Consider the following 24995-nt stretch of genomic DNA (forward strand, 5'->3'; position numbering starts at 1 on the left):
GGTCTTGGGGCTGATGCCGAACTGGCGGGTCTTGGGGCTGATGCCGAACTGGCGACACAACGCGCGCACGTTGGCGCCGTCCTGGCAGGCCAGGTGCACGAATTCTTCACGCAGGGACACGGTGCTCTTCTCCGTCCAGACCATGGGCTTCTTCCGGGGCTTCTAAACCCCGAAAGCGTTACCCATGTCCTGGCACACCCGTTACCTATGTCCCCGGTCTATACAGCGCCGCAGAAGAAAGTTACCCCGCCGCCGGGCGGGACTCCCGGCAATGCAYCGAGCGGACACGCTCTCCGCAAAAGCATTCAAGGCCGTATGTCCACGCCGACACAATCTGTCGATTCCCTCGATACATCCGAGCGATGCAATGCCTCCATCCGACACCAGAAGGAGCCGCAATGCACCACGATCACGACGCCAAGCATGACCACGACCTGGGCCTGGCCCACGACCTGAGCCGCCTGCACCAGCAGGCCTTCGAGCGCCGCACCGCGCTGCGCTGGCTGCTCGGCGCTGGCGCCATGTCGCTCACCGGCGCCGGCGCGATAGCGCTGACCGGTTGCGGCGGTGGCGGCAGCAGCGCGACGAGCGACTCATCGTCCTCTTCTTCATCGGGCTCCTCCGGCGGCAGTTCCGGCACAACGACCAGCAGCTGCTCCGTCATTCCCAGCGAGACCGAAGGCCCCTACCCGGGCGACGGATCCAACACCGCCAACGGCAGCGTCGCCAACGCGCTGGCCCTGTCGGGCATCGTGCGCAGCGACATCCGCGCCAGCATCGCCGGCGCCAGCGGCGTAGCCACAGGCGTGCCGCTTCAGGTCATCATCGAGCTTGTGAACACCAACGCCTCCTGCGTCGACTTGTCCGGCTACGCCATCTACCTCTGGCATTGCGATGCGCTGGGTCGCTATTCGATGTACTCCAGCGGCGTGACCGGCGAGAACTACCTTCGCGGCGTGCAGGCCACCGCCACTGACGGCACGGCCACCTTCCAGACCATCTACCCGGGCTGCTACTCGGGCCGCGTGCCCCACATCCACTTCGAGGTCTACCGCAGCACGACGACGGCGACCAACTGGAACAACAAGCTGCGTACCTCGCAGCTGTGCTTCCCGTCGGACTCGAACACCGCCGTCTACGCCACCAGCGGCTATGGCAACAGCGCGGCCAACAACAATGCCATCAGCCTGTCCAGCGACGGCATCTTCAGCGACGGTTATTCGACGCAGCTCGCGACGATGACGGGCTCGGTCAGTGCCGGTTATGTGGCCCGTTTGAAAGTAGGTATTGCCGCATGAGTGGGATCGAGCGCCGGGCCGCCCCTAGCCGAGCCGCATCCCCTCGGGGGATCGGTCGGTGTACCCACCGGACGAGGGGCTGACATGCATTGCCTCGTTGTCGACGATGACGCCGAGATCCGCACCAGCCTGACGGCCTATCTGGAAGGCTTTGGCTGGCGGGTCAGTGCGGCGGCCGACGGACGGGGCATGCGCCAGCAGCTGACGAGCGACCAGGTCGATGTCATCGTGCTCGATCTGATGCTGCCCGGCGAAGACGGCCTGGCGCTGCTGCGCTGGCTGTCCACGCGGGCCGATGCGCCGCCGGTGCTGATGCTGACCGCACGCGGCGACACCATGAGCCGCGTCGTCGGCCTGGAGCTCGGCGCCGACGACTACCTCGCCAAGCCCTTCGAGCCGCGCGAATTGGTCGCGCGCTTGCAGGCCCTGGTGAGGCGGGCCAACAAGGGCGGCCAGACCCTGGCCGAGGACACACGCCTGCTGCGCTTCGGCCGCTGGCGCTTCGACCGCATGACGCGCCAGCTCATCAATGCCGACGACGTCGGCATTGCCCTCTCCAGCGCCGAGTTCCGGCTCCTCGGCGCCTTCGTGCAGCGACCGGGCCGCGTGCTCAGCCGTGACCAGCTCATCGAGCTGACCCGCGCACCCGGCGTCGAGGTCAACGACCGCAGCATTGACCTGGCCGTGTCGCGCCTGCGCGCCAAGCTCGGCGACACGGCGCGCGAGCCGTCGCTGATCCGCACCGTGCGCGGCGAGGGCTATCTTTTTGATGCCGAGGTGAGCCCGTGCTGAAGCCATGGAAGGACTGGGATCGCCTGGGTCTGCGGCTGTTCCTTTTGATGTGGGCCGCGTTGGCGCTGAGCCATCTGGCGGCTTGGAGCCTCGTGGCGCAGACGCTGCACGGGCCGGGCATGGACGGGCGCCCCGGGCCACCCCCGATGCATGCCAACAGAGGCCCGATTTCTCCGCCGGCTGGTGGCTTTGACGACGCCGGCCCGCCACCGCGCGGTGAACACGTCGCCCGCGTGCCCACCTTCCCGTCGCTGCCGCCCAGCTTGCCCTGGCGCTCCAGCCTGCTGGATTACGGTGTGCGCCTGCTCGTCATCGCGTTGGCGGCCTGGTGGGGTTCGCGCTGGCTGGCCCAGCCTGTGCGCCGTCTCGTTGCCGCGGCGCAGGGGCTGACGCCGGCGCTCGCCCAGGGCCGCCCGGCGCCCGCGCTCGACGAGGCCGGCGGCACCCGCGAGGTGCGCGACGCCGCCGCCGTGTTCAACCGCATGGCGGCCGAGCTGAGCGGCCAGTTCGAGGAACGCGGCCTGATGATCGCGGCCATCTCCCACGACCTGCGCACGCCGCTGACCCGCATGCGGCTGCGGCTGGAGACGGGCGAGGTGGAAGCCGGCGTGCGCGAGCGCTGCGTGGAGGACATCCGCGAGATGAACCGGCTGGTGGAGAGCGTCATCGAGGTGTTCCGTCCCGCCGAGGCGGTCGAGGCCCAGCGCGTCGATCTGTCGGCCCTGGCCCAGTCCGCTGTCGACGACCTGGCCGAGACGGGCGCCACCGTCAGCTTCACCGGCCCGCCGGCTGTCGTGCGAGCCGATCCGGTCGCCCTGCGTCGCGTGGTCGACAACCTCGTCGGCAATGCGCTGCGCTATGCCGGCCAGGCCGAGGTCAGCGTCGACCTGTCGGCCGGTGTGACGCGGCTGGTGGTGGAAGACAACGGCCCCGGCATCCCGGAAGCCGAGCTGGAGCGCGTGCGCCAGCCCTTCCGCCGCGTCGAGGGCTCGCGCAACCGCCAAACCGGCGGCACGGGGCTGGGCCTGTACATCGCTCAGCAACTGGTGCGCCGGCAGGGCGCATTGCTGGTGCTCAGCAACCGGCCAGAAGGTGGGTTGCGGGCGGAAGTCGTTTTCTAGGCGCCTCGCGCATAGCGCGCCGGTGGCTGGCCCACATGGCGCGTGAACGCCACGCTGAAGGTGCTGGCTGAGCTGTAGCCGACGCGCTCGGCCACGTCGGCCACGCCCAGGCTCTCGTCGCGCAACAGCCGCCGCGCCAGTGCCATGCGCCAGGCCAGCAGATAACTCATCGGTGCCACGCCCACCGCGCGGCTGAAGCGTTCGAAGAAGGCCGAGCGCGACAGCGCCGCCTCCCGGGCCAGTGAGGCGACGGTCCAGGGCTGGCCCGGTGCTTCGTGCAATCGGCGCAGCGCGGCGGCCAGGCGCACGTCGGCCAGGCCGCGCACCAGGCCCGGCGACGCGGCGGTGCCGGCCGCACAGCGCAGGGCCTCGATGAGCAACACCTCCAGCAGCCGCGCCAGCACCTCGTCGCGCGCTGCCCGCTCGGCGCCGGTTTCGTCGATGAGCAGCCGCACCAGCGCCGTCAACCGCGGCTCGCCGCGCACATGCATCAGCTGGGGCAGCAGCGAGACGAGCAGGGCCGCATCCGGCGAGCCGAAGCTGCAATGCCCCACCAGCAGCCGCACGTCGGCCGGGACGTCCGCGTTGCCGACGCGGTAGCTGCCGTCCGCCAGCCGCTCGGGCAGTGTCAGGGGCAAGTCCGCCGCCGCCGGGCCGGCGCTGCTGGTCGTGAAGGGCAGCGCTGCGGGCACGAGGGCGAAGTCGCCGGCTTGCAGGTCCAGCGGCGGTTGCCCGTCGACCGTGAGGCGGCACGCGCCTTCCAGCACGACGGCATAGAAAGGCAGGCCGGCGTCCGTGCGGCGCACCCGCCAGTCGCCCGCACCGGCAACCACCTTGGAAAAGCGTGCGCCGGGCTGCAGGAGACCAACGACTTCGGCGAGGGGATCGGTCACGACAGGACGTTTGCCAATGTTTTGCGGACTTTTGATTGTAGGCAGTCCTGCTGCGCCGCCCTATCGTGGCGCATCCCCCAACCCCCAGGAGTTCCCCATGAAAACCGTGCTCATCACCGGCTGCTCGTCCGGCTTTGGCCTCGAAACCGCGCGCCACTTCCTCGACCAGGGCTGGCAGGTCATCGCGACGATGCGCACGCCGCGCGACGATCTGCTGCCGCGCAGCGAACGCCTGCGCGTGCTGCCGCTGGACGTGACCGACGCCGCCAGCATCCGCTACTGCGTGGACGCGGCGGGTCCTGTCGACGTGCTGGTCAACAACGCCGGCATCGGCCTGCTGGGCGCGCTGGAAGGCATCCCGATGGCACAGGTACGCGAGATCTTCGAGGCCAATACCTTCGGCACGATGGCGATGACTCAAGCCCTGTTGCCGCAGATGCGCCAGCGCCGCTCGGGCATCGTCATCAACGTCACGTCCAGCGTGACGCTGAAGGCGTTGCCGCTGCTGGCCGTCTACACGGCGAGCAAGGCGGCGGTGAATGCCTTCACCGAGTCGCTGGCGTTGGAGCTGCATCCCTTCGGCATCCGCGCCTGCGTCGTGCTGCCGGGCCGCTCGCCCACCACCCGCTTCGCCGAGAACGCGCGCTCGCGCATGCAGGGCAGCATTCCCGAGGCCTATGCGGAGCTGGCCGAGCGCGTGTTCGCCAACTGGGGCGAGCAGCCTGCGGGCGAGGTGACGCATGCCCACGATGTGGCCCTGGCTGTGTGGCGCGCGGCCACGGACCCCAGCTGCCCGATGCGCGTGCCCGCAGGTGCCGACGCGGTGGCGTTGGCGGCCTGACGGCTCACGCGGCCTCGGTGAGGCGCGGCGTCAGGCCGCGCGACGCGCAGAAGTCACGGTAGCCGGCGATCACGTCGGCCGTCGTGATGTGCCGTTGCACCGTGCCGTCGGCCGCCACGTAGTCCACGTCGCCACGCACGACGACATGCAGCACCAGCACCTCGTCGCCGACGGCCTCCCAGCTGTCGACATTGCCGACGGGCTCGAAGACATAGTCGCCCGCGCCGATGACGCGGCCGTCGTCCAGGCGGCGCTGGCCCTGCAGGTTCAGGCCGTGCACCTCGCCGTGGTGGCGGTGCAGCGTCAACTTCGTTCCAGGCGTGAGCCGCATCAGCTCCACCCAGCCGCCATCGGCAAGGAATTGCAGCGGCAGCGACCACTTGCCCGGGCCTTCGGGGATCCAGGCGTCCAGGCCGGCGCGCCGCAATGCTGCGTCGACATGGGGCCGGACATGGGGTTGCAGGCCGTCGAAGGGTGTCGTCATCGAGCTCATGGCAATCTCCTGTGTTGCAGGGCGCTAGAGTGCCGGCTTGCATGGCTCCACAAAAGAGCCAAATTGAAGAGAAGACATGGAGCCAAGCCTGGAACTCGATCTGCAGCTCGCCGCGCGCGGTTCGCGCCTGGCCAGCCTGCATGCGGCGCTGCGTGACGCCATCGCCAGCGGGCGCCTTGCACCTGGGCTGCGCCTGCCGTCGTCACGCGAGCTGGCGGCGCAGGTGGGCGTGTCACGCAACACCGCGGTGGCCGCCTATGAGTTGCTGGCGTCCGAGGGCTGGCTGGAGTCGCGCGGCGCGGGCGGCAGCTTTGTGGCCGAGCTGCCGCGGGCCGCGGTGGGCGTGTCGGACCGCGCCAGCGTGGCGCCCTGGGCCGACAGCCGCTGGCTGCGCGGCGAGAGTGGCGGGTGGCCGGCAGCGTTCACCAGCGGCCCGGCACCGGCCTATCACTTCAAGACCGGCATGCCGGACACGGCGAGCTTTCCTTTTGACGTGCTGCGCCGCCTGCAGACGCGCGCGCTGCAGGCCGCCGCGCGCGAGCCGGCAAGCTACCCGCCGGCGCAGGGCCTGCCGGCGCTGCGGGCCGCCATCGCGGGCCATGTGTCGTCGTCCCGCGCGGTGGCTTGCACGGCGGACGACGTGGTCATCACGGCCGGGGCGCAGCAGGCCTTCGACCTGATCGCGCGCGTGCTGGTCACGCCGGGTCGGACGCTGGCCGCTGTCGAGAACCCAGGCTACCCGCCGCTGCGCGCGGCCCTGCTGGCTGCGGGGGCGAGGCTCGCGCCGATACCGCTGGACGCTGAAGGGCTGGTCGTGAGCGCCCTGCCGGCGGAGACACGCATCGTCTGCGTGACGCCGTCGCACCAGGCGCCGCTGGGCATGGCGATGTCGCTGCCGCGCCGGCGCGACCTGCTGAACTGGGCCGCCGGGCACCAGGCCGTCGTCATCGAGGACGACTACGACGGCGAGTTCCGCTTCACGTCGCGGCCCTTGGATGCCTTGAAGACGCTGGACCGCGATGGCCGCGTCTTCTATGTCGGTACCTTGTCCAAGAGCATGCTGCCGGCGCTGCGCCTGGGCTATGTCGTCGCTCCCGCCTGGGCACGCGAGGCGCTGGTGGCAGCCAAGCATGCGGCCGGTTTCGGCACGCCGGCGCTGACCCAGGCCGCCGTGGCCGACTTCATCGCCGAGGGCCATCTGCTGCGGCATGTGCGCCGCATGCGCGCCGAGTACGCCGAGCGGCGCCGCGTGCTGGAGCAGATGCTCAAGCGCCATATGGGCGATCGGGTGGACATCTTCCCCGCTGTCGCGGGCCTGCACCTGGCCGTGGCGCTGCCCGGCGTCGATGCCGACGAGCTGACGCGTCGCGCCTGGGCCGCCGGCGTCGGCGTCGAGCCGCTGAGCCGCTATTCGCTCGGCGAGGGCGGCGTGTCTGGCCTGGTGCTGGGCTACGGCAGCGTCACGGCGGCGCGCATTCCCGAGGCCGTGCGGCGCCTCGCAAAAGCGCTTGGCACCCTCTGAATCGCTGAACTTGGCTCTGTGACCGGACGACCGGGCTGCCTAGGCTGCAGGCCTGGCAAATCACGGAGCACACCATGGCCCACTTCATGTGCCGCACCTGCGGCACCGAACACGACGACAGCGCCCAGCCGCCGGGGCTGTGCCGCATCTGCAGCGACGAGCGTCAGTACGTCGGCTGGCAAGGGCAGGCCTGGACGACACATGACGAACTGGCCACCCTCCACCGCAACCGGCTGGAGATGGATCACACGCTGTTCGGCATCGGTGTCGCGCCGGGCTTCGCGATTCCGCAGCGGGCGCTGCACCTGCCCGAGGCAGGTGTGTTGTGGGAGAGCACGGCCCTTGTCACAGAAGAGGCAGTGGCTGAGCTGAAGCGGCGCGGTGGCGTGGAGCGCATCGCGATCTCCCACCCGCACTTCTATTCGGCCATGGTGCGCTGGAGCGAGGCGTTGGGCGGCGTGCCGATCTTCGTGCACGAGAACGACCGCGAGTGGGTGGCGCGCTGTTCGCGCTGGGTGGAGTTTTGGCGCGGCGACACGCTGGACCTGGGCCGCGGCGCGACGCTGTTGCGTTGCCCGGGGCACTTCCCGGGCAGCACGGTGCTGCACTGGTCTGGTGGCGGAAAGTCGCTGTTGCTGGCGGGTGATGCGCTGCATGTGGCGCAGGACCGGCGGCATGTCAGCTTCATGTACAGCGTGCCCAACCATGTGCCGGCCAGGCCCAGTCTGGTGAGGGAGACGCAGGCGCGATTGCGCGGCGTTCAGTTCGACGATGTCTACGGTTTCACCTGGGGCCTGAACATCATCGGCGCCGGACGCGAAGCGGTGGACGCGTCCTTCGAGCGCTACTTCGACCTGGTCGCGGCGTAGGCGCTGTTCGACCGCTTTTGCCGCGGTCCTCATGACCCGCGTGCAGTGCCGCGGGAATCCGCCCCGCGAGGGCGGGTAACTTTTCTCTGACGCGCCAGAGAAAAGTCACCAAAAGAGGAGCGCTAATGCAATCCGCACCCGAGCGGGACGAGGCGCTCGCAAGCTCGGAGTAACGCCGGGCCTACAAGCGAACCGCTGCGCTCTCGCACACGACTTGTGAAGAGCGCCAGCGATCGCGCCTTCAAGCCGGTTAACACCGGCTGCACGCCGGGCTCATCAGGGAATACCGCGTCGCTGGGGCGACGCCAGGTGGATGCTGCGCAGCGATCGCGTCGCCCGAGCGACGCTGTATTTGGTTTTGTGGTGAGCCCGGCGTGCAGCCGCGCGTTAAGCGGGCAGGTGGTGCGATGGATGGTGCGGGTGACAGTGACAGCAGCGAGAGCGCAGCGGGACGCTTCGTCCCGCAAAGCCGGAGGGCGTTTTCGCGCGCCGCTGACGGCGGCGCCGCGATGGTGTGCGGTTCAGGGCCTCTTCTTTGGTGACTTTCTTCTGGCCCCGCAGAAGAAAGTTACCCGGCCGCCGGGACGGACTCCCGGCAATGCAGCGAGCAGACGCGCTCTGCGCAAAAGCAGCCCGCCCGCAGCCATCAAGCCATCAAGCCATCAAGCTGCCTGCTCCACATGCGCATGCCTTGTGTACAGGAAGTCGATGACCTCCTTGCGTGCAGCCACATAGCGAGCGTCTTCCGCCAGCTCCACCCGCACCCGCGGCCGCGGTATGCCCACCGACAGGATCTCGCCAATCGTCGCCGCCGGCCCGTTGGTCATCATGACGATGCGGTCGGACAGCAGCACGGCCTCGTCCACGTCGTGCGTGACCATGACCACCGTGCTCTGCGTGCGCGCGACGATCTTCAGCAGTTCGTCCTGCAGCTTGGCGCGGGTCAGCGCGTCCAGCGCACCGAAGGGCTCGTCCATCAGCAGCACCTTGGGCTCCATGGCCAGGGCCCGGGCGATGCCGACGCGCTGCTTCATGCCGCCCGAGATTTCATGCGGGCGCTTGTGCAGCGCATGGCTCATGCCCACCAGCTCCAGCGCGGCGCGGGCGCGCACCTTGAGCTGGGCGGGGCTCTCCTTGCCACTGAAGACGGACTCGACCGCCAGCAGCACGTTGTCCAGGCAGGAGAGCCAGGGCAGCAGCGAGTGGTTCTGGAAGACGACGGCACGCTCGGGCCCCGGCGCGGCGATCTCGCGGCCGTCGCAGATCAGCGCGCCCGAGGTTGGCGCCAGCAGGCCGGCGATCAGGTTCAGCAGCGTCGACTTGCCGCAGCCCGAGTGGCCGATCAGCGTGATGAACTCGCCACGCTGCACGTCGAGGTTGACGTCCTGCAGCGCATGGAAGCGCCCCTTGCGGGTGGTGAAGACCATCTCGGCGGCTTGCACTTGGATGAAGGGCTTCATGGCATCAGTCCTCGAAGGTGAAGTGCTTGGCAAGAGACATCAGGAACCATTCGAGCAGCAGCCCGACGGTACCGATGACGAAGATGGCGATGATGATGTGGGCGACGTTGAGGTTGTTCCACTCGTCCCAGACCCAGAAGCCGATGCCGACGCCGCCGGTCAGCATCTCGGCCGCGACGATGACCAGCCAGGCCGTACCGACCGACAGGCGCACGCCCGTCAGCACATAGGGCAGCACCGCGGGCAGCAGGATGCGCGTGATGACCTTCCACTCGGACAGGCGCAGCACGCGGGCGACGTTGAGGTAGTCGACCGGCACGCGCTGCACGCCGACGGCTGTGTTCACCACCATGGGCCAGATCGAGCAGATGAAGATGGTCCAGATCGCGGCCGGGTTGGCGCTCTTGAACACCAGCAGGCCGATGGGCAGCCAGGCCAGCGGCGACACCGGCTTGAGCAGCGCGATCAGCGGCGACACCATGCGGTTGGCGAACTCGAAGCGGCCGATGATGAAACCCAGCGGGATGCCGACGAGAGCCGCCAGGCCGAAGCCCATGCCGACACGCGACAGCGAGTTCAGGATGTTCCAGCCGATGCCCTGATCGTTCGGGCCCTTGCGATAGAACGGGTCGGAGAAGAGCTGGACGGCGGCATCGAAGGTGGCCGCCGGGGTGGGGAAGCTGCCGCCCTTCATGGTGGCCAGGCCCCAAAGGCCAATGAGCAGGGCCATGCCGAGGACGGGGGGCAGCACGCGCATCGCCAGCGCACGCCAGTCGTAGGGCGTGCGTTTCGGCGCAGGCTTGGGCATCTCGGCGGGTGCGGCAACCGCGGGGCGGCTGGCGCTGGCGGTGGTGGTGGATGCAGAAGCCACAACGGCTTCGCCCGGGGAGTGGAAGACTGCGGAGACCATGATTAAGCCTTGATCTTGAAGCCGTCGGCGTACTTCGCCGGGTCCTTGCCATCCCAGACAACGCCGTCGATCAGCTTGCTGGTGCGGAAGTCACTCTTGGGCACGTTGATGCCCATGGCGCTGGCCACTTGCTTGTAGAGCGCCGTCTGGTTGACCTGCTGGGCCACCGCCAGGTAGTCAGGGTGGGACTTGAGCAGGCCCCAGCGCTTGTGCTGGGTCAGGAACCACATGCCGTCGGACAGGTAGGGGTAGTTCACCGTCCCGTCGTTGAAGAACTTCATGTGGTTGGGGTCGTCCCAGGTCTTGCCCAGGCCGTTCTGGTAGCGGCCCAGGATGCGCTGGTTGATCGCGTCGACGCCGGTGTTGATGTAGGCCTTCTGCGCCACCGTCTCGGCCATCTTCAGCTTGTTGGACAGGCTGGCGTCGATCCAGCGGCTGGCCTCCAGCACGGCCATCATGACGGCACGGGTGGTGTTGGGGTACTTCTTGACGAAGTCGGCGCTGGTGCCCAGCACCTTCTCGGGATGGTCCTTCCAGAGGTCCTGCGTCGTGTTGGCCGTGATGCCGATGCCGTCCATGATGGCGCGGTGGTTCCAGGGCTCGCCGACGCAGAAGCCGTCCATGTTGCCCACGCGCATATTGGCCACCATCTGCGGCGGCGGCACGGTGATGAGCTTGGCGCCCGACATCGGGTTGATGCCCGCGGCGGCCAGCCAGTAGTGCATCCACATCGCGTGGGTACCGGTCGGGAAGGTGCCAGCGAAGGTGTATTCGCGCGGGTTGGCCGCCATCACCTTGGCCAGCGACGGGCCGTCGACGGCGCCCTTGTCGGCCAGCGCCTTGGACAGCGTGAAGGCCTGGCCGTTGTGGTTCAGGTTCATCAGCACGGCCATGTCCTTCTTGGGGCCGCTGGTGCCCAGATGGACGCCGTAGACGAGGCCGTAGAGCACATGGGCCATGTCGAGYTCGCCGTTGACGAGCTTGTCGCGCACRCCGGCCCAGSWGGCYTCYTTGGTCGGGATGATCTTGACGCCGTACTTCTTGTCGAAGCCCAGCTCGGCTGCCATCACGACCGATGCGCAATCCGTCAGCGGGATGAAGCCGATGCGCACTTCCTCCTTCTCGGGCTTGTCCGATCCCTGGGCCCAGGCACCGCCGGCCAAGCCGAGGGTGGGGAGGGCTGCAGCCGCGGCCAGCAGGCTGCGGCGCTGAAGGTGGGGCGTGGCGTTCGAGTTGTCGCTGGCGGTCATCACGGGCTCCTGTTCATGCAAGGCGCAACGCCGTGCGACCACGCATCGCCCGCACCGCGACGAGCAGTGCGAGCGACAAAGGAGAGGTCGGACGCCGTTGTCCCGAAGTGCCGGCCGATTCATCAGCCGGCCGGCCCGAGAGGCCTGCGCCATTGCAGGCCTCGCATTGGTTAACGCAGGTTGCGTGCCAGCCCCCGCACCGTGGCGCCAGGCCCGATTTGCACGCGCTTGGCGCATGGCAGGCGCTGTGGCGGGCGGTTTGCGCCGGGTCGGTGCGTGCAGTCACGACGCGTGTTGGTGCGTCCGGGTGCGCGGCGCCCCGGGTGCGGGCATGCATTTTTAGGAGCGCCCGCAATTGCCCGCCGACAGGGTCAGCCGCTTCAATGCGGCCATACCAAGACAGGGAGTGCCCCATGCGGCTGGACAACTACAGCGTTGCCCCTTTTGAAAGCCTTGATGCCTTCGATCCGGTGCAGCGTGACGCCGATGCGCCCCGGCATGGCGCATCTGAGGCGCCGGCGCCCGAGCCGGTCATCGCCGAAGAGACGCCCAGCCGGTTGCTTGCCGAGATGGCCCGGCAACCGCCGGTCTTCGTGCTGCTGCCGGAACCGGGTCCGATGCGCCGGCTGCCGCGCCTGGTCGATGGCGACCGCTGGCCGCTGCGGCAGCGCGAGCCTGAAGGGCGCTTCGAACGTTTCGAGCGCTTCGAGCGCGACGGCGGCCAGGACGGCGAGCTGCCCAGCCACACGCCTGCCTCGGTTGCCGAGGTGCCCGTGCCGGCCCCGCCGCCCGCACCCGCACCGCCGTCGGCCAGCGAGCCGGCGTCGGTCGAAGCGGCGCCTGCACCTGCGCCGGTTGAAGCGGTGGCTCCCATCGAGGCCCCGCCCCCTGCTGCCGCGCCCACGCCACCCGCGGCCAACACAGGCACCGTGGCATTGCCGCTCGGCCCGGCGGTCAACCCGGACTGGTTGAACCAGCGCGAAGCTGCGCTGAAGGGCGTGCGCGCTGAATTCGAAGCTGCGCGTGAAGCCGCCCGTCAGGCGCCACCCGCCGATGTGGCGCAGGCGATCGGCTCCGGCTGGGTGGCTGCGCAAACCGATCACGACGGCAACCCCGTCAACGGCGCCGTCTTCGTGCCCGACACCGCCGCGGCGGCCGCGGCTCCCGAGTCCGTGCCGGCCTGGATGCTGCGCGAGGGCATGGGCGCCCCCGCGCCGCAGGGCCAGTGGCTGAGCTTCGACGAAGGTACCTACGAGCAGGCCTACCGCGAGCGCCTTGCCGAGCGGCCCGAGGCCTCCGCGCCGCTGAACAAGCTGGCCGAGCTTTACGGCCAGCCCGTGCAGCAACTGCTCGGCACGCAACCGGGGCTGTGGGCGCTGGGCACGCAGGACCACGCCATCAACGCCGGCCCGCCGCCGCAGCCCGGCGTGGCGATGGGCGACGCCGCCAGCCTTGGCCAGCTCGACCTCTATCTGGCTGACCCCTTCCTCACCCAGCTGCGCACCCAGCTCGGCGGCGCGCCCGCCGCGCCGACGAGCAGCCTCGCGCTGGAGCAGCAGCGCCTGTACGGCACCGAGCGTGTCGCTGAGCTGACCCAGCTCAGCCAGGCCATGGCGGCCGTGCGCCAGACCCATGCCGCGGCCATGCAGGCCGCGCGCGACGGTGGCGGCACGGGCTGGATCGAGGTGCCGCTGCAGTTCGGCACCGACCCGGAGACGGGCTGGCCCACCGGCATCTACCAGACCGTGGGCGACGGCGAGATCCTGCGCGACGCCAGCGGCGCGCCGGTGCTGGCCACACAGCGCGTCTTCGACGAGGCGGCGTTCACGAACGCCTGGCTGGCCCAGGGCGGGCTGGCTCAGGAGGCGTTCGCCCGCTTCTACGGCCAGGCCCACAGCCAGATCACGCTGCAGCAGGACAACAGCGAGAGTGGCGGCCCGCCCCGCTGGGTCAGCCAGCCCGGCCTGGACAACCCGCACGCCGCCCTCGGGGACAGCGGCGTCTGGGACGGCGACCTGGTGGCGCTGGACCTGAACCGTGCGCCCAAGCTCAACAACGACGCGGGCGTCGGCTTCGACCCGCAACTCGGCTGGGTCACGTCGCGCGACAACCTCTACGAGCACCGCAACTGGTTCGAGCGTGCAATGCCGGTCGTGATGGTGGCCTTCGTCAGCTGGGCCACCGCCGGTGCGGCTTCGGCGGCCGGCTGGGGCGCCGTCGGCTCGGCGGCGGCCGCCGGTGCCGCGGCCTCCTTCGCGGGCGGGGTCATCAACGGCAACCTCAGCCTCAAGGGCGTGCTCATTGGCGCCGTCAGCGGCGCACTGACGGCCGGCCTGACGCCCGGGCTCACCAACACGCTCAAGGATGCCGGGCTAGGCGCGGCCGCCGGCGTCGCCGCCCGCATGACGGTGCAGGGCGGCATCCAGGCGCTGCTGGGCGGCAAGTTCAAGGATGGCGCGATCGCGGGCTTTGCCAGCGGGCTGGCGGACCTGACAAGCGCCAACGTGGGCGAGAGCATCGACAAGGCCGTGAAGGCTGGCACGATGAGCGCCACCGAGGCGATGGCGGCGCGTACCTTCAACACCATGCTGAGCAGCGCCATCCGCGCGGCCGGCACGCCGGGCGATCCGGCGCAGGCCTTTGCACAGGACTGGCTGGGGTCGCTGATGCAGGAGCAGCTGCCTGCGCCGGCGCCAGCACCGACCATGCCCGATCCAGATGGCGTGCAAGCATTTCCCCTGCCGGGGCCAGGGGATGTGGAGGTCAGGCCGCTGCCGCCAGCTGGCCCTCTCTTTGATGATGAAGGCAACCTGATGCCCGGCGCAGTGGATGCGAATGCGTCGGTCGTTGATCAAGCGGGGCAGATTTATGAAGGCCTGCTCGCTCAGGGGCTGACGCAGGAAGATGCAGCGGACCTGGCTTCGGACTACCTTGCGCAGCATGCCTCCGCGCCTGCGTCCGATGCGGCAGCCCAGGCCGCCTGGGCCGCGATGACGCCTGAGCAGCGCGAACTGCACCTTCAGGACGTGCAGCAGCAGATCGAGTTCCAGCTGCGCAGCCAGGAGATCAACGATGCCTCCATCCAGGACCCCGCAGATCTTCTGATCAGCACGGGAGGCGGGGGTGCCCGGGGCGCGGCCCGCGGCGGTATTGGCAGCGGTGGCTTTGAGATGGTGCGCAACGGCGACTGGGACGCCAAGCTCAACCTGGCCTCCGACCCGTTCGGGCTGCTGGGCGAGGTGGCCAACTTGCAGGGCGACCTGGCCAAGCTGCAACGCATCCAGATCGAAGACCGCATCCAGACCATGCGGCAGGGCATGGAGGCGCTGGGCGTGAAGGGGCTGCCCGAGGGCTTTGTTGCGGGCCTGGACGGCAGCCGGGACTACCAGTCCACCGTCGATCGGTTGCAGGGCGCTTACGAGGATCATGTGCGCAACCAAAGGCTGCGGGCCGCTTGGGGAGACGACTACGCCAATGTGCGCATCGGGCGATCCGGGATGACGGTGCTGGAGTTTGAGAAGAAGGTGCTTGATCTGCAGCAGCGAGCGGCCGATGCGGCTTACAAGGAAGCCGTGGCCAAGATTGCAAGCGGCGAGTTGCCGCTCAAGAACAATGATTTCGCACTTACGGCAGGCACCTACATGGACGCGCAGGTGCGGGCGCAGTTGCGCTTCATGGGGCGCGGCGAAGGTATTCCCGACAGTTCATCCTCCGTGCTGTGGGCTGTCAACCGCCGCATCACAGACGGCCAGCAGGTCGGCATCCCGGACAACCGGATTGGCGCCAACTTCTATGCCGACACCTCGCTCTCGAGAAAGCAGCCAAGCAGCGAGCAATTGCAACGATGGAACAACATACGATCGGGAAGCTTCCTGATCGTCAGACCGACAGAGCTGGGCGGCTCCTATGCCATTCCCAAGGTGCTGATTCCGGATCCGAAGACGCTGCCGCCGAAACACTGAATGACACGCATCATGTCGCTTCGAGAAGACCTGGAAAACTTCAACGGTTCGATCAATCTGGCGATCGGCAACCCACCCGATGATTACCCCGATTGGAGCTATGTGACTTATGAAAGCCACATGGCCGACATCAAGGAACTGTGGGCATCGATTCGCCCTGCGCTGAAGCGCGACCTGGCCGAAGCCCAGCAGATCGACGCCAAACTCGCCGAGATGTTCAGCGCCTTTGACGCCGGTGAGAAGGAACGGGGCCGCAAGGCAGCGCTGTTCATCTACAACATGGAGCCGACCCGGCTGCGCTGATCGCCGCGACTGCCGCTGTGCTTCACATGGCAGCCGGGGCGACGGATCGGCACTCAGCTTTGCCACTCCAAGCCCCATGCACGACTGCTGGCGGTGATGGATGCGCCGCCCGGCCGGCAACCGAAGTTGCTCCAGGACTTCGTCAAGCATTGGTACGCCGAACTCCACCGCCCGCCCAGGAAGGGCATGTCACGCCTGATCAACCTGGACGAATGGCCCTACTGGTATGACAACCACGAGGGCGTCAGCAGCTATTTCAGCTATTGGTGCGTGGAAGCCGTCGCCGTCGTGAAAGCTTTCGGCGTCGACGACTCGCTCTGCCTTTCGCTCCCCAACTACCCCGGTGACCTGCTGAGGCCGCAAGGACCGACAACGCACGCCGGCAACGGCCTCGCGCCCGCCCCGGCGCCGGCCCCAACCAAGCCGGGTTGGTTGCAAAAGCTCAGGCGTGCGTTTTAGCGCGATAGCTTGAGGTGAACTGGCGAACCCCAAGAAGTAGCGGTCAGTCGATGTTGGGGTTGCGACCCAACTTACCGCGCTGGGCCGAGGCGATGCAGGCGGGCAAGGAGGTGAGGGTGGAGGTCAGTCCTGTCTATGCCGCTGTTGGCGAGGTGCCCACGAGGATCGACGTGAGGTATTGGATCGACGGCGCGGCGACCAAACGAGTGTCTCCCAATACCCCCGGGGGATGAATTTGATGCTGAACAAACTTGATGAATCTGTGAAGGCCATCGCCGGGGCGTTGTATGCGGTTTGCGAAAGCTCTGGCGCGGCGGATGTGCGCTTCAGTTTCCGGGTCACGCCCGATGCAAGCGTGTTGGCGCCTGACTACTGGTTCACGTCGCCCGAGGGCGCTGTCAGGAAGGACTTTCCGAAGCGGGAACTTGAAAGCCTGGTTGAAGATGCAGCGCTGCGTCACTGGCGCCTTGCCCAGGATTTCGGCCAGCCCCGCTGGTACATGATGACTGTCAACCTCGAGCGCAGTGGCAAATACTCGGTGGACTTCGAGTACCGCGACGACTACAAGGAAGGCGACATCATGAAAGAGCTGGATTGACGAGGCTGCACGTGCAAGTTCGACATCCCGATCCTTCTTGGCAGGCCGGTGCCCAGGCGCCGTACATGACGCACACGCAGCAGCCGCCGCATCAGCCCTGATTGGTGCGCGGGCGCCCCAGGCCGAGGCTCAGCGGGCGCGCAGCAGCTGATCCGCATCAATCAGGCGCATGGCGACCGAGGCCAGCGTCTGCCCGCCGTCCATGGCCAGCTGGCGCAGGCGCTGGAAGGCCGCCTCCTCGTCCAGCCCTTGCTCGCGCATCAGGATGCCGCGGGCCTTCTCGACGAGCTTGCGCTCGGCCAGCTGGGTCTGGGTCTGGCGCAGGTCGCGCTGCAGGGTCTGGTCGTGCTCGAAGCGGGCCAGGGCCAGTTGCAAGAGGGCACCCAGGCGCTGCGGCGGCAGGCCGGCGAGCTGCAGGGTGCTGATGCCGGCCTGCAGGGCGGCGCGCATCTGCTCCGGGCCCATCTGCTCGGCAAAGAGCAGCACCGGGCGGGGCTGTTGCTGCAGGGATTCGCCCAACTGGGCCAGCAGCTCGGGTGTGGGCTGCTCGCAGTCGACCAGCAGCAGCTCGGGTGCCAGGCGCTGCAGGGCCATGGGCAGGGCATCAGGCTGGGCGACGAGGTCGATGACGTCGACGAGCTGGCAGCGCAGTCGGATCAGCTCCAGGCGGATGACGGGGCTGCGGCGCTGGCCGGCATCCGCCAGCAGCACGCGCAGCCCGGGGAGGGCAAACGGGGGCGTGTTCATGCCCCAGGGCAGTGCAAATAGCGTGCCGTGGGGCGTTTCCTAGGTCTTCAGCGGCAAATACAGGTGCACGACACCGCGCCGGCCGGGTGCCGACTCGCCCAGGTAGCAGGCATAGGGCGGCAGCTGCGGATGCGGCTGGTGCTGCTCGATGCGCAGGCGCTGCATGGCCTGGTACCAGGCCAGCTCCAGCGCCTCGGGCGGGCCGTCGTAGCGCAGTACATAGGCGGCGTGGGCCGCTTGCTGCTGCAGCTTGAGGCCGTTGGGCAATGCGGCATCGGCGGGAAGTTCGACGCCGACCCGGCAGTCGACGATGCGCAGCTTGAGCTGGGTCTTCAGATAGTGGATGGTGGCGGTGCCGGTTGCCGCCAGCCCCGCCGTGGCGAGTTGCTCACGCACCTCCTTGATCCGTGGCGGCAACTCCGCGGCCAGCTTGTCCAGCGGGCCGCGGTGGTGCGCCTGGGCGTAGGCGTGGGCGCGTTGCTCCTGCACGCCGAGGTAATCCAGCGTGTAGGCCGGGGGCGTTGACTCCAGCGTCGCGGCGAGGCGGTCCAGGCCGAAGCGCAGGTCCAGGGCGGTGGCGCCTTGTACGGTGGCGGCAAAGGCGCGCAGCGTGAAGGCGACGCGGCCCTTGAAGCGCCAGGTGACCTGGGTGCCGCCCGGCGCGGGGTCGAAGCGCCAGTCCGAGCGGCCGCGATAGGCAAAGGGCAGGGCGAACTGCAGGCGCTGGCGCAGCGCGCGCGACGGCGTCTGCCTCGTCTGGCGCACGCTGCCGCGGCCGACGTGGGGCACGTCCCAGGCCAGGGCGATGCCATCGGCCTCGGCGCGAGCACCGCGCGCATGCTCCAGCCAGGGGTTCCAGGCCTGCCACTGCGCCAGGTCGCTGACGCGCTGGTAGATGGCCTCAGGCGGCGCGGCGATGAGCCGGCTCTCCTCGGCCCGCACCCGGCCGCTGTAGCGGCCCATGTAGACGAGCAGCAGCACTGTCAGCAGGGCCAGCGCGAAGAGGAGCGCACTCATGGTCGGCTCCTTAGAGCATGCCCATCATTTGGGGAACGACGAGCGTCAGCCAAGGCCAGTAGGTGACGATGACGAGGAAGACGATCATCGTCAGCAGCCAGGGCATTACGGCCTTGGTCAGCTCGGTGATGCCCAACTTCGAGATGCCCGAAGCGACGTACAGGTTCAGGCCCACCGGCGGGTGGCACAGGCCCACTTCCATGTTGACGTCGATCAGGATGCCGAAGTGCACCGGGTTCACGCCCAGCTGCATGGCGGCCGGGAAGAAGATCGGCGCCATGATCAGGATGATGGACGACGGGTCCATGAAGTTCCCAGCACCCAGCAGCACCAGGTTGACGACGAACAGGAAGCCGTTCTGCCCCAGGTTCATGCCCAGCAGCCAGTCGGCCAGCTGGTGGGGCAGGTTCTCGTTGGTCAGCACGAAGGAGAACAGCACCGCGTTCGTGATGATGTAGAGCAGCATCGCGGACATGTTGGCCGAGTCCTTCAGCACCTTGGGCACGTCCTTGAGCTTCAGGTCCTTGTAGACAAAGATGGCCACGAAGAAGGAGTACACCGCCGCCATCGCCGCCGCCTCGGTGGCCGTGAAGGCGCCCGACCAGATGCCGCCGACGATGATGACGACGAGCAGCAGGCCCCAGAAGCTCTTGCGGAAGGCCTGGAAGCGGGCCATCCAGCCCATGCGGGCCAGGCGCGGGTAGTTGTTCTTGCGGGCGATGTACCAGGTCACCGCGGCCAGCATCAGGGCCAGCGTGATGCCGGGCAGCAGGCCGGCGACGAACAGGGCGCCGATGGAGGTGTTGGTCGAGATCGCGTAGATGACCTTCGGAATCGACGGCAGCATCAGGATGCCCAGTGACCCGGCCGTGATGATGACGCCGGCGCCGAAGCGCATCGGGTAGCCGTGAGCCACCATGGCGGGCAACACGATGGAGCCGATGGCCACCACCGTCGCGACCGAGGAGCCGCAGACCAGCGCGAACATCGAGCAGGCCAGGATGGACGCCAGCGCCAGGCCGCCGTGGAAGTGGCCGACCATGGACGTGGCGAAGTTGATCATCCGCCGCGCGACACCGCCGTGGGTCAGGAAGTTGCCGGCCAGGATGAAGAAGGGCACGGCCATGATTTCCCACTTCTCGATGCCCGTGAACAGCTTCAGGGCGACCGATTCGATGGGGACCTGGGTCATCGTGACGATGAAGGTCATCACGGTGAGGCCGAGCGAGATGCTGATCGGCATGCCGGTCAGCATCAGCGCCAGCAGCAGGCTGAAGATGATGAGTGCATTCATTTGCGGGCCTCCACTTCCAGCGGGGTCTGTTCATCCACGCCCTCGACGTGGGACTCGTCATGCTTGGGCAGTTCGCCGGTCTTGTGGAAGGTCCAGCAGACCTGCAGGAAGCGATAGCACATCAGCGCCGAACCGAGCGGGATGGCCGAATAGACCATCCAGGTCGGCCATTCCAGGTCAGGCGTCGTCGGGCCTTCGTACACGTCCTCGCGCGGCTGGCCGATGAGGTCCAGGAAGGCGTGGTGGGCGCCGTTGTCCCAGACGAAGGTGCCGCCCAGCACGGCGATGGCGCCGGTGAACAGCGCGCCGGCCAGCAGGCCGAAGATGACGAAGCGGCTGCGGTTGGCGGGCGACATGCGGTTGATGATGACGTCCACGCCGACGTGGATGCCGGTGCGCACGCCATAGGCCGCGCCGAACTTGCACATCCACACGAACAGGATGATGCAGAGCTCCTGGGCCCAGCTCACGTGGATCTTGAGGGCGATGTCCTGGATATAGGGCAGCCCGGCCAGGTAGCGGTGCACGACGGCGAAAAAGATCACCAGCGTCGCCGCGGCCATCAGGAAGGAGATCATCCACTCCTCCAGATGATTGAGCGCTTTGTTCAACATGAGTTTCTCCAACCGCTTCCGGCGGACGCCAGGCGGTGTATTGACCGAGCGAAGCCGCGGAACTGGCTTTGCCAGGCCGCTGGCTTGCCCCCTGGGGGGCCGGCGTCAGCCGGTACGGGGGGCTTATTTCGGCGCGACGAAGCCAGCCGTCTTGTAGGCGGCCTCGATGGTGGCCTTGCCGACGCGCGATTCCATCTCCTTGTGGACGGGCATCAGCGCCTTCTTCCACTCGTTGGTCTCGGCGGGCGTCGGCGTGTAGATGGTCACCTTGCCGCTGGCTTTGATGCCTTCCAGCGCGCGGCCGTTCTCGGTGCTGGCGATGGCGTTGGCATAGGTCGTGGCTTCCTTGATGGCCGCTTCCAGCTGGGTGCGGATGTCCGCCGGCAGGCCGTCCCAGAACTTCTTGTTGACGATGACCGCATAGGCCAGGTGGCCGTGATTGGACATCGTCATGTGCTTTTGCACTTCGAAGATCTTCTGCGTGTAGAAGTTGCTCGGCACGCCTTCGGTGCCGTCCACCACACCGGTCTGCAGTGCCTGGTAGAGCTCGGAGAAGGCCATCACCTGCGGGATGGCGCCCAGGGCGCGCATCTGCGCGTCCAGCACCTTGCTGGACTGGATGCGCATCTTCATGCCCTTGAAGTCCGCCACGTTGTGCAGCGGCTTGTTGGCGCTCATGATGTGGAAGCCGTTGTCCCAGTAGGCCAGGCCCTTGATGCCCTTGGGTTCCAGCTTCTTGAAGAGATCGGCACCCAACTGCCCGTCGGTCACGGCGCGGAAGGAATCGGTGTCCTTGAACAGGTAGGGCAGGTCGAAGACCTCGAACTCCTTGACGCCCAGCGGCCCGAACTTGGCCAGGGACGGCGCCAGCATCTGCACCGAGCCCAGCTGCAGGGCCTCCATCTCTTCCTTGTCCTTGTAGAGCTGGCTGTTGGGGTAGAGCTCGATCTTGACCTTGCCGCCGGTCTTCTGCTCGGCCAGCTCCTTGAAGCGCTGGGCGCCCTTGCCCTTGGGCGTGTCGGGCGCGACGACGTGGCTGAACTTGATGACGATGGGGGCCTGGGCGAAGGCCGCCGTGGGCAGGCTGAAAGGCAGGGCCAGGGCGGCGGCGAGTGCGAGACGGCGCAGGATCATGGTTTGTCTCCGATATTGGAATGAGGGGTCTGGACGGCATTCTTCCGAGCCCGGGACCCTGCAGATAGTTGTGGAGTTCCACATTTCGCGCGGCCTACTCTCTTCTTAGACTGCACTCCATGACGCTGCGCGAGCTCTTGACCCGAAGCCTGTGGCTGGCACCCCTGGGTTTGTCCCTGGTGTTCGTGGGGGGCGTGCTGACCTGGGTGCGCGCCAACGAGGCCGAGGAGCAGGAGCTGCAGCGCCAGACGCTGATTTCCGACGCCCTCAGCACTGAGGCCCAGCTGCGCGACCGCATCGACGAGGAGCAGACCCATCTGCGCCAGCTCGCCGCGGGCCTGGCCGGCCAGGTGCCCAGCACCGCGGCGCTGGCGGCCCACCCCGAGGTCAACGCCGGCCTGCGCCGCCTTTGGTTGGCTGTGACCTGGCTGGACTCGCGCAGCAACCGCGTGCTGGCCGAGGTGCCGGCCGAGTCCGAGGCCAACCGCTATGAGGACGGCCTGTCCCTGCACCTGACCGCCCGCGTCGCGCCCGACGGCGTGCTGGTGGTGCGTTATGCGCCAGCCCTGCTGCTCAAGCGTGGCGTGCCCTGGTGGCTGGCGCGCAAATACGACGTGCAGCTCATCGACAGCGCCGATCAGGTCATCGCCTCCACGACCGAGTCGCCGCTGCGCGCCGCCCTGGGCGAGAAGCCGAGCTACCGCGTCGCCCTGACCGGCCCGCTGCGCGCCAGCCCGCTCACGCAGGCGACGCTGACCGACGCCGCGCTGGAGCTGACGGTGCGCGACCCCGCCGTCAACGGCGTGCGGCCGCTGGCCTGGGTGCTGGTGGCCGGCTTCCTGCCGCTGATCGCCGTCGCCAGCTGGTTGCTGCGCCGCCAGATGCGCCAGGTGCAGCGGGCCGAGGTGGCCGGCCGCACGGAGGCCGCCTGGCGCCGGGCGATGGAAGACTCGGCGCTTGTTGCGCTGCGCGCCCGCGACTTCGACGGCCGCTTGCTGTACGTCAACCGCACCTTCTGCGACATGGTCGGCCTGCCCGCCGAACAGCTGGTCGGCATGCTGCCGCCGATGCCTTATTGGCCGCCCGACGCACTGGCCGAGGTGGCGGAGCGCAACCGCCGCAACCTGGCCGGCCATGCGCCGCGCGAGGGCTACGAAGCGCATTGGCGGCACGCTTCAGGCCGCATGGTCGACGTGATGGTGTTCGAGTCGCCGCTGGTCGACGCCGGTGGCCGCCAGATCGGCTGGATGGGCAGCATCATCGACATCACCGAGCGCAAGCGCCTCGAAGACCGTGAGCGCCGCCAGGTCGAGACCCTGGCCCACAACGCGCGGCTGACCATGCTCGGCGAGGTGGCCTCCACGCTGGCCCATGAGCTGAACCAGCCGCTCACGGCAATAGCCAGCTACGGCGCCGGCATCACCAACTCACTGGCCAAGCTCGGCGTGCAGGACGAGCTCGTGCTCGGCGCGCTGCAGCGCCTGGGCCAGCAGGCCGCGCACGCCGGCCGCATCGTCGCGCGCATCCGCGAGTTTCTGACGCGGCGCGAACCTCGCCACGAGCCCTGCGATCTGCATGAGGTCGTCACCGCCGCCATCGAGCTGCTCAAGCGCGACTGCCAGCGCCGCGGCGTCACGCTGGACGTGAGCCTCGCGCCGGGCGTGCCGGCGATGCTGGCCGACGCCGTCCTGATCGAGCAAGTGGTCATCAACCTGGTGCGCAACGCCGCGGATGCGCTGCAGGCGCGCCCGGCCGGGAACGGCGGCCGGCGCATCGCAGTCAGCAGCCGCGTCGTGGGCGACTTCGTGCGCGTCGATGTGCAGGACAACGGCCCTGGCCTGCAGGGCCGGCGTGTCGAACAGCTGTGCGCGGCCTTCTATTCCACCAAGGCCGACGGCATGGGCATGGGCCTGGCCATCTGCCGCTCCATCATCGAGGCCCATCAGGGCGTGCTCGACGCCAGCGAGGCCGCCAATGGCGGCGCGCTGTTCTCGTTCAGCCTGCCGCTGAGCCCGCAAACCCAGACGGAAACGATCCATGGCTGAAGGCACGATCCATCTCGTCGATGACGACCCTGGCGTGCGTGACGCACTCGCCTTCCTGATGCGCTCGCGGGGCCTCCATGTGCGCGCCTTCGACGGCGGCCCGGCGCTGCTGGAGATGCTGGACCGCGAAGGGAATCCCAAAGGCGTGTTCCTGCTCGACGTGCGCATGGAGCCCATGAGCGGCACGCGCCTGCACGACGAACTGCTGGCGCGCCGGCTGAGGAACCCGGTGCTCTTCCTGACAGGCCATGGCGACATCCCCATGGTCGTCGAGGCGCTGAAGAAGGGCGCCTTCGACTTCCTGGAGAAGCCCTACAGCGACAACGCCTTGGCCGACCGTATCGAGCAGGCCCTGGCCGTGGACGCGGCCATGCAGGCCGAGGGCGCGCACGTGGCCGAGCGCAGCGCGCGGCTGGCCAGCCTGACCGAGCGCGAGCGCGAGGTCATGACGCGCGTGGCGGCAGGCAAGCTCAACAAGGTCATTGCCGACGAGCTGAACGTGTCGGTGCGGACCGTGGAAGTGCACCGGGCCAGGGTGTTTGCGAAGCTGGGCGTGCGGTCGGCGGCGGAGGTGGCGACCTTGCTGGCCGGGCGATAGGCGGCGCGGGGTTCAGCGCCGCGACCTCAGGAGGTCAACGCGCAGATTCGCAGCTGAAGTCAGGCCGCAGCCTTAGTTGCGCGTGAGGCCGCGACGCCCAGGGCCGCCTCGATGCCTTCCGGGGAGACCAAGCCATGGTATTGCCGCTGCAATTCCTCAAACACCGAGTGATTCACGTCCCCGACGAGGAGGCGTGACGCCGTCGCGAACACCGAGCGCCTTTCGCCATCGGGGCCGAGGAACTCATCCTCGGAGCCCTTCTTGACGGCCACGGCCATTCGCGAACGCAGCTCCGCCAGGTCGCGGTTGGACCAGTTGCTGACGATCGCCTCCAGTTGCGACAGCGCGGTCGCCACGATGTGCACGGGCATCTCCGAGAGGGCCGCTGCACCTTGCCGGGCCAGTTGGTGTTCCACGTAGCCCAGATGCCGCATCACCCGCCGCGTCGACGGATGCTGGCCCAGCAATTCGGTGAGGGCCCGTGCCAGCGCCTTCGCTTCTGCGGCTGCCGGTTCCGACAATGGCAGCTGGACCGGCGAGGCCGGCTGGCGGGGAAGCCGGCGCGCGATCCGGCGCAGCGCGGCCCACAGCGCGGCAGTGAAATTCCGGTTCAGCGAGCTGCGACGCCGATCCGGCCGGCGGGAGGAGGAAGGTCTGGACATGGTTCCCTTTACTTCATGGGACGCACGACAAATTGGTCAGGCCAGATTCGATCATGCGGATGGTGGCCTGACCAGAGAACTATTTAACGGTGACGGGCCGATGAAGCCGGCCG

Annotated in this window: 23 protein-coding genes; 12 read left to right on the forward strand and 11 right to left on the reverse strand. The window is 68.3% G+C overall.

From position 1 onward, the window contains the following. The first annotated feature begins 398 nt into the window (after positions 1-398). The 3 genes from ACXJKM_RS29055 (at position 399) to ACXJKM_RS29065 (ending at position 3211) form a co-directional block, all read left to right on the forward strand. Entirely contained in the window at positions 399-1298 is a 900-nt protein-coding gene (locus ACXJKM_RS29055; RefSeq protein WP_457356531.1) for an intradiol ring-cleavage dioxygenase, read from the forward strand. Positions 1299-1382: 84 nt separating this feature from the next. Continuing rightward, complete coding sequence (locus ACXJKM_RS29060) at positions 1383-2090, forward strand: response regulator (protein ID WP_457356532.1); 708 nt, start codon at positions 1383-1385, stop codon at positions 2088-2090. Continuing rightward, complete coding sequence (locus ACXJKM_RS29065; RefSeq protein WP_457356533.1) at positions 2084-3211, forward strand: ATP-binding protein; 1128 nt, start codon at positions 2084-2086, stop codon at positions 3209-3211. Before ACXJKM_RS29060 ends, ACXJKM_RS29065 begins: the two co-directional genes overlap by 7 nt. Here the strand turns inward: ACXJKM_RS29065 and ACXJKM_RS29070 are convergent. Continuing rightward, positions 3208-4104: an AraC family transcriptional regulator gene (locus ACXJKM_RS29070; RefSeq protein ID WP_457356534.1), complete on the reverse strand. Its 897-nt coding sequence runs from the start codon at positions 4102-4104 to the stop codon at positions 3208-3210. The genes ACXJKM_RS29065 and ACXJKM_RS29070 overlap by 4 nt on opposite strands. 97 nt (positions 4105-4201) lie before the next feature. Between ACXJKM_RS29070 and ACXJKM_RS29075 the strand changes: the two genes are divergently transcribed. Next, positions 4202-4945, forward strand: a complete 744-nt coding sequence (locus ACXJKM_RS29075; RefSeq protein WP_457356535.1) for an SDR family oxidoreductase — start codon at positions 4202-4204, stop codon at positions 4943-4945. 4 nt (positions 4946-4949) lie between these two features. Here the strand turns inward: ACXJKM_RS29075 and ACXJKM_RS29080 are convergent, their stop codons facing one another. Continuing rightward, the gene (locus tag ACXJKM_RS29080; RefSeq protein ID WP_457356536.1) at positions 4950-5438 is read right to left on the reverse strand and encodes a cupin domain-containing protein; all 489 of its coding nucleotides are present in this window, start codon (positions 5436-5438) and stop codon (positions 4950-4952) included. 76 nt (positions 5439-5514) lie between these two features. On the opposite strand from ACXJKM_RS29080, the gene pdxR reads away from it, so the two are divergent. Both pdxR and ACXJKM_RS29090 read left to right on the forward strand, forming a co-directional pair. Continuing rightward, complete coding sequence (gene pdxR, locus ACXJKM_RS29085; protein ID WP_457356537.1) at positions 5515-6960, forward strand: MocR-like pyridoxine biosynthesis transcription factor PdxR; 1446 nt, start codon at positions 5515-5517, stop codon at positions 6958-6960. A gap of 74 nt (positions 6961-7034) precedes the next feature. After that, positions 7035-7829, forward strand: a complete 795-nt coding sequence (locus tag ACXJKM_RS29090; protein ID WP_457356538.1) for a hypothetical protein — start codon at positions 7035-7037, stop codon at positions 7827-7829. 662 nt (positions 7830-8491) lie between these two features. Here the strand turns inward: ACXJKM_RS29090 and ACXJKM_RS29095 are convergent. The 3 genes from ACXJKM_RS29095 to ACXJKM_RS29105 are packed head-to-tail and all read right to left on the reverse strand — an operon-like array spanning position 8492 to position 11449. Continuing rightward, the gene (locus ACXJKM_RS29095; protein ID WP_457356539.1) at positions 8492-9289 is read right to left on the reverse strand and encodes an ABC transporter ATP-binding protein; all 798 of its coding nucleotides are present in this window, start codon (positions 9287-9289) and stop codon (positions 8492-8494) included. Positions 9290-9293: 4 nt separating this feature from the next. After that, positions 9294-10199 (reverse strand): nitrate ABC transporter permease, encoded by a 906-nt coding sequence (ntrB, locus tag ACXJKM_RS29100; RefSeq protein ID WP_457356540.1) that lies wholly within the window; start codon positions 10197-10199, stop codon positions 9294-9296. Positions 10200-10201: 2 nt separating this feature from the next. After that, positions 10202-11449: a CmpA/NrtA family ABC transporter substrate-binding protein gene (locus tag ACXJKM_RS29105; RefSeq protein ID WP_457356541.1), complete on the reverse strand. Its 1248-nt coding sequence runs from the start codon at positions 11447-11449 to the stop codon at positions 10202-10204. Positions 11450-11862: 413 nt separating this feature from the next. Between ACXJKM_RS29105 and ACXJKM_RS29110 the strand changes: the two genes are divergently transcribed. The 4 genes from ACXJKM_RS29110 (at position 11863) to ACXJKM_RS29125 (ending at position 16771) form a co-directional block, all read left to right on the forward strand. Next, positions 11863-15411, forward strand: a complete 3549-nt coding sequence (locus tag ACXJKM_RS29110) for a hypothetical protein (protein ID WP_457356542.1) — start codon at positions 11863-11865, stop codon at positions 15409-15411. Then, positions 15412-15714, forward strand: coding sequence for a hypothetical protein (locus ACXJKM_RS29115; protein ID WP_457324219.1), 303 nt, complete (start codon positions 15412-15414; stop codon positions 15712-15714). It begins immediately after the preceding gene. A 15-nt stretch (positions 15715-15729) separates the two neighbouring features. After that, positions 15730-16173 (forward strand): PoNe immunity protein domain-containing protein, encoded by a 444-nt coding sequence (locus tag ACXJKM_RS29120; RefSeq protein WP_457356558.1) that lies wholly within the window; start codon positions 15730-15732, stop codon positions 16171-16173. Between the two features lie 238 nt (positions 16174-16411). Further along, positions 16412-16771 carry a hypothetical protein gene (locus ACXJKM_RS29125; protein ID WP_457356543.1) on the forward strand — a complete coding sequence of 120 codons (360 nt, stop codon included), beginning with the start codon at positions 16412-16414 and terminating at the stop codon, positions 16769-16771. 129 nt (positions 16772-16900) lie between these two features. Here ACXJKM_RS29125 and ACXJKM_RS29130 read toward each other — a convergent pair whose 3' ends face one another. The 5 genes from ACXJKM_RS29130 to ACXJKM_RS29150 form a co-directional block, all read right to left on the reverse strand. After that, the gene (locus ACXJKM_RS29130; protein WP_056194563.1) at positions 16901-17518 is read right to left on the reverse strand and encodes an ANTAR domain-containing response regulator; all 618 of its coding nucleotides are present in this window, start codon (positions 17516-17518) and stop codon (positions 16901-16903) included. A 39-nt stretch (positions 17519-17557) separates the two neighbouring features. Beyond that, a complete protein-coding gene (locus ACXJKM_RS29135) occupies positions 17558-18535 on the reverse strand; it encodes an SRPBCC family protein (protein ID WP_056194560.1) in 978 nt (325 codons plus the stop codon). 10 nt (positions 18536-18545) lie between these two features. Beyond that, positions 18546-19829 carry a TRAP transporter large permease gene (locus tag ACXJKM_RS29140; RefSeq protein ID WP_457356544.1) on the reverse strand — a complete coding sequence of 428 codons (1284 nt, stop codon included), beginning with the start codon at positions 19827-19829 and terminating at the stop codon, positions 18546-18548. Next, positions 19826-20443, reverse strand: coding sequence for a TRAP transporter small permease (locus tag ACXJKM_RS29145; protein WP_457356545.1), 618 nt, complete (start codon positions 20441-20443; stop codon positions 19826-19828). The genes ACXJKM_RS29140 and ACXJKM_RS29145 overlap by 4 nt, the downstream gene beginning before the upstream one ends. Before the next feature lie 123 nt (positions 20444-20566). Then, positions 20567-21577 (reverse strand): TRAP transporter substrate-binding protein, encoded by a 1011-nt coding sequence (locus tag ACXJKM_RS29150; protein ID WP_056194552.1) that lies wholly within the window; start codon positions 21575-21577, stop codon positions 20567-20569. A gap of 119 nt (positions 21578-21696) precedes the next feature. Here ACXJKM_RS29150 and ACXJKM_RS29155 point away from each other — a divergent pair, with 119 nt between their 5' ends. Both ACXJKM_RS29155 and ACXJKM_RS29160 read left to right on the forward strand, forming a co-directional pair. Beyond that, positions 21697-23622: a sensor histidine kinase gene (locus ACXJKM_RS29155; RefSeq protein WP_457356546.1), complete on the forward strand. Its 1926-nt coding sequence runs from the start codon at positions 21697-21699 to the stop codon at positions 23620-23622. Beyond that, positions 23615-24220: a response regulator transcription factor gene (locus ACXJKM_RS29160; RefSeq protein WP_457321150.1), complete on the forward strand. Its 606-nt coding sequence runs from the start codon at positions 23615-23617 to the stop codon at positions 24218-24220. The genes ACXJKM_RS29155 and ACXJKM_RS29160 overlap by 8 nt, the downstream gene beginning before the upstream one ends. Before the next feature lie 59 nt (positions 24221-24279). On the opposite strand, the gene ACXJKM_RS29165 is transcribed toward ACXJKM_RS29160, so the two are convergent. Beyond that, complete coding sequence (locus ACXJKM_RS29165) at positions 24280-24882, reverse strand: hypothetical protein (RefSeq protein ID WP_457356547.1); 603 nt, start codon at positions 24880-24882, stop codon at positions 24280-24282. Positions 24883-24995 lie beyond the last annotated feature (113 nt).

Source organism: Roseateles sp. P5_D6, from assembly GCF_054049415.1.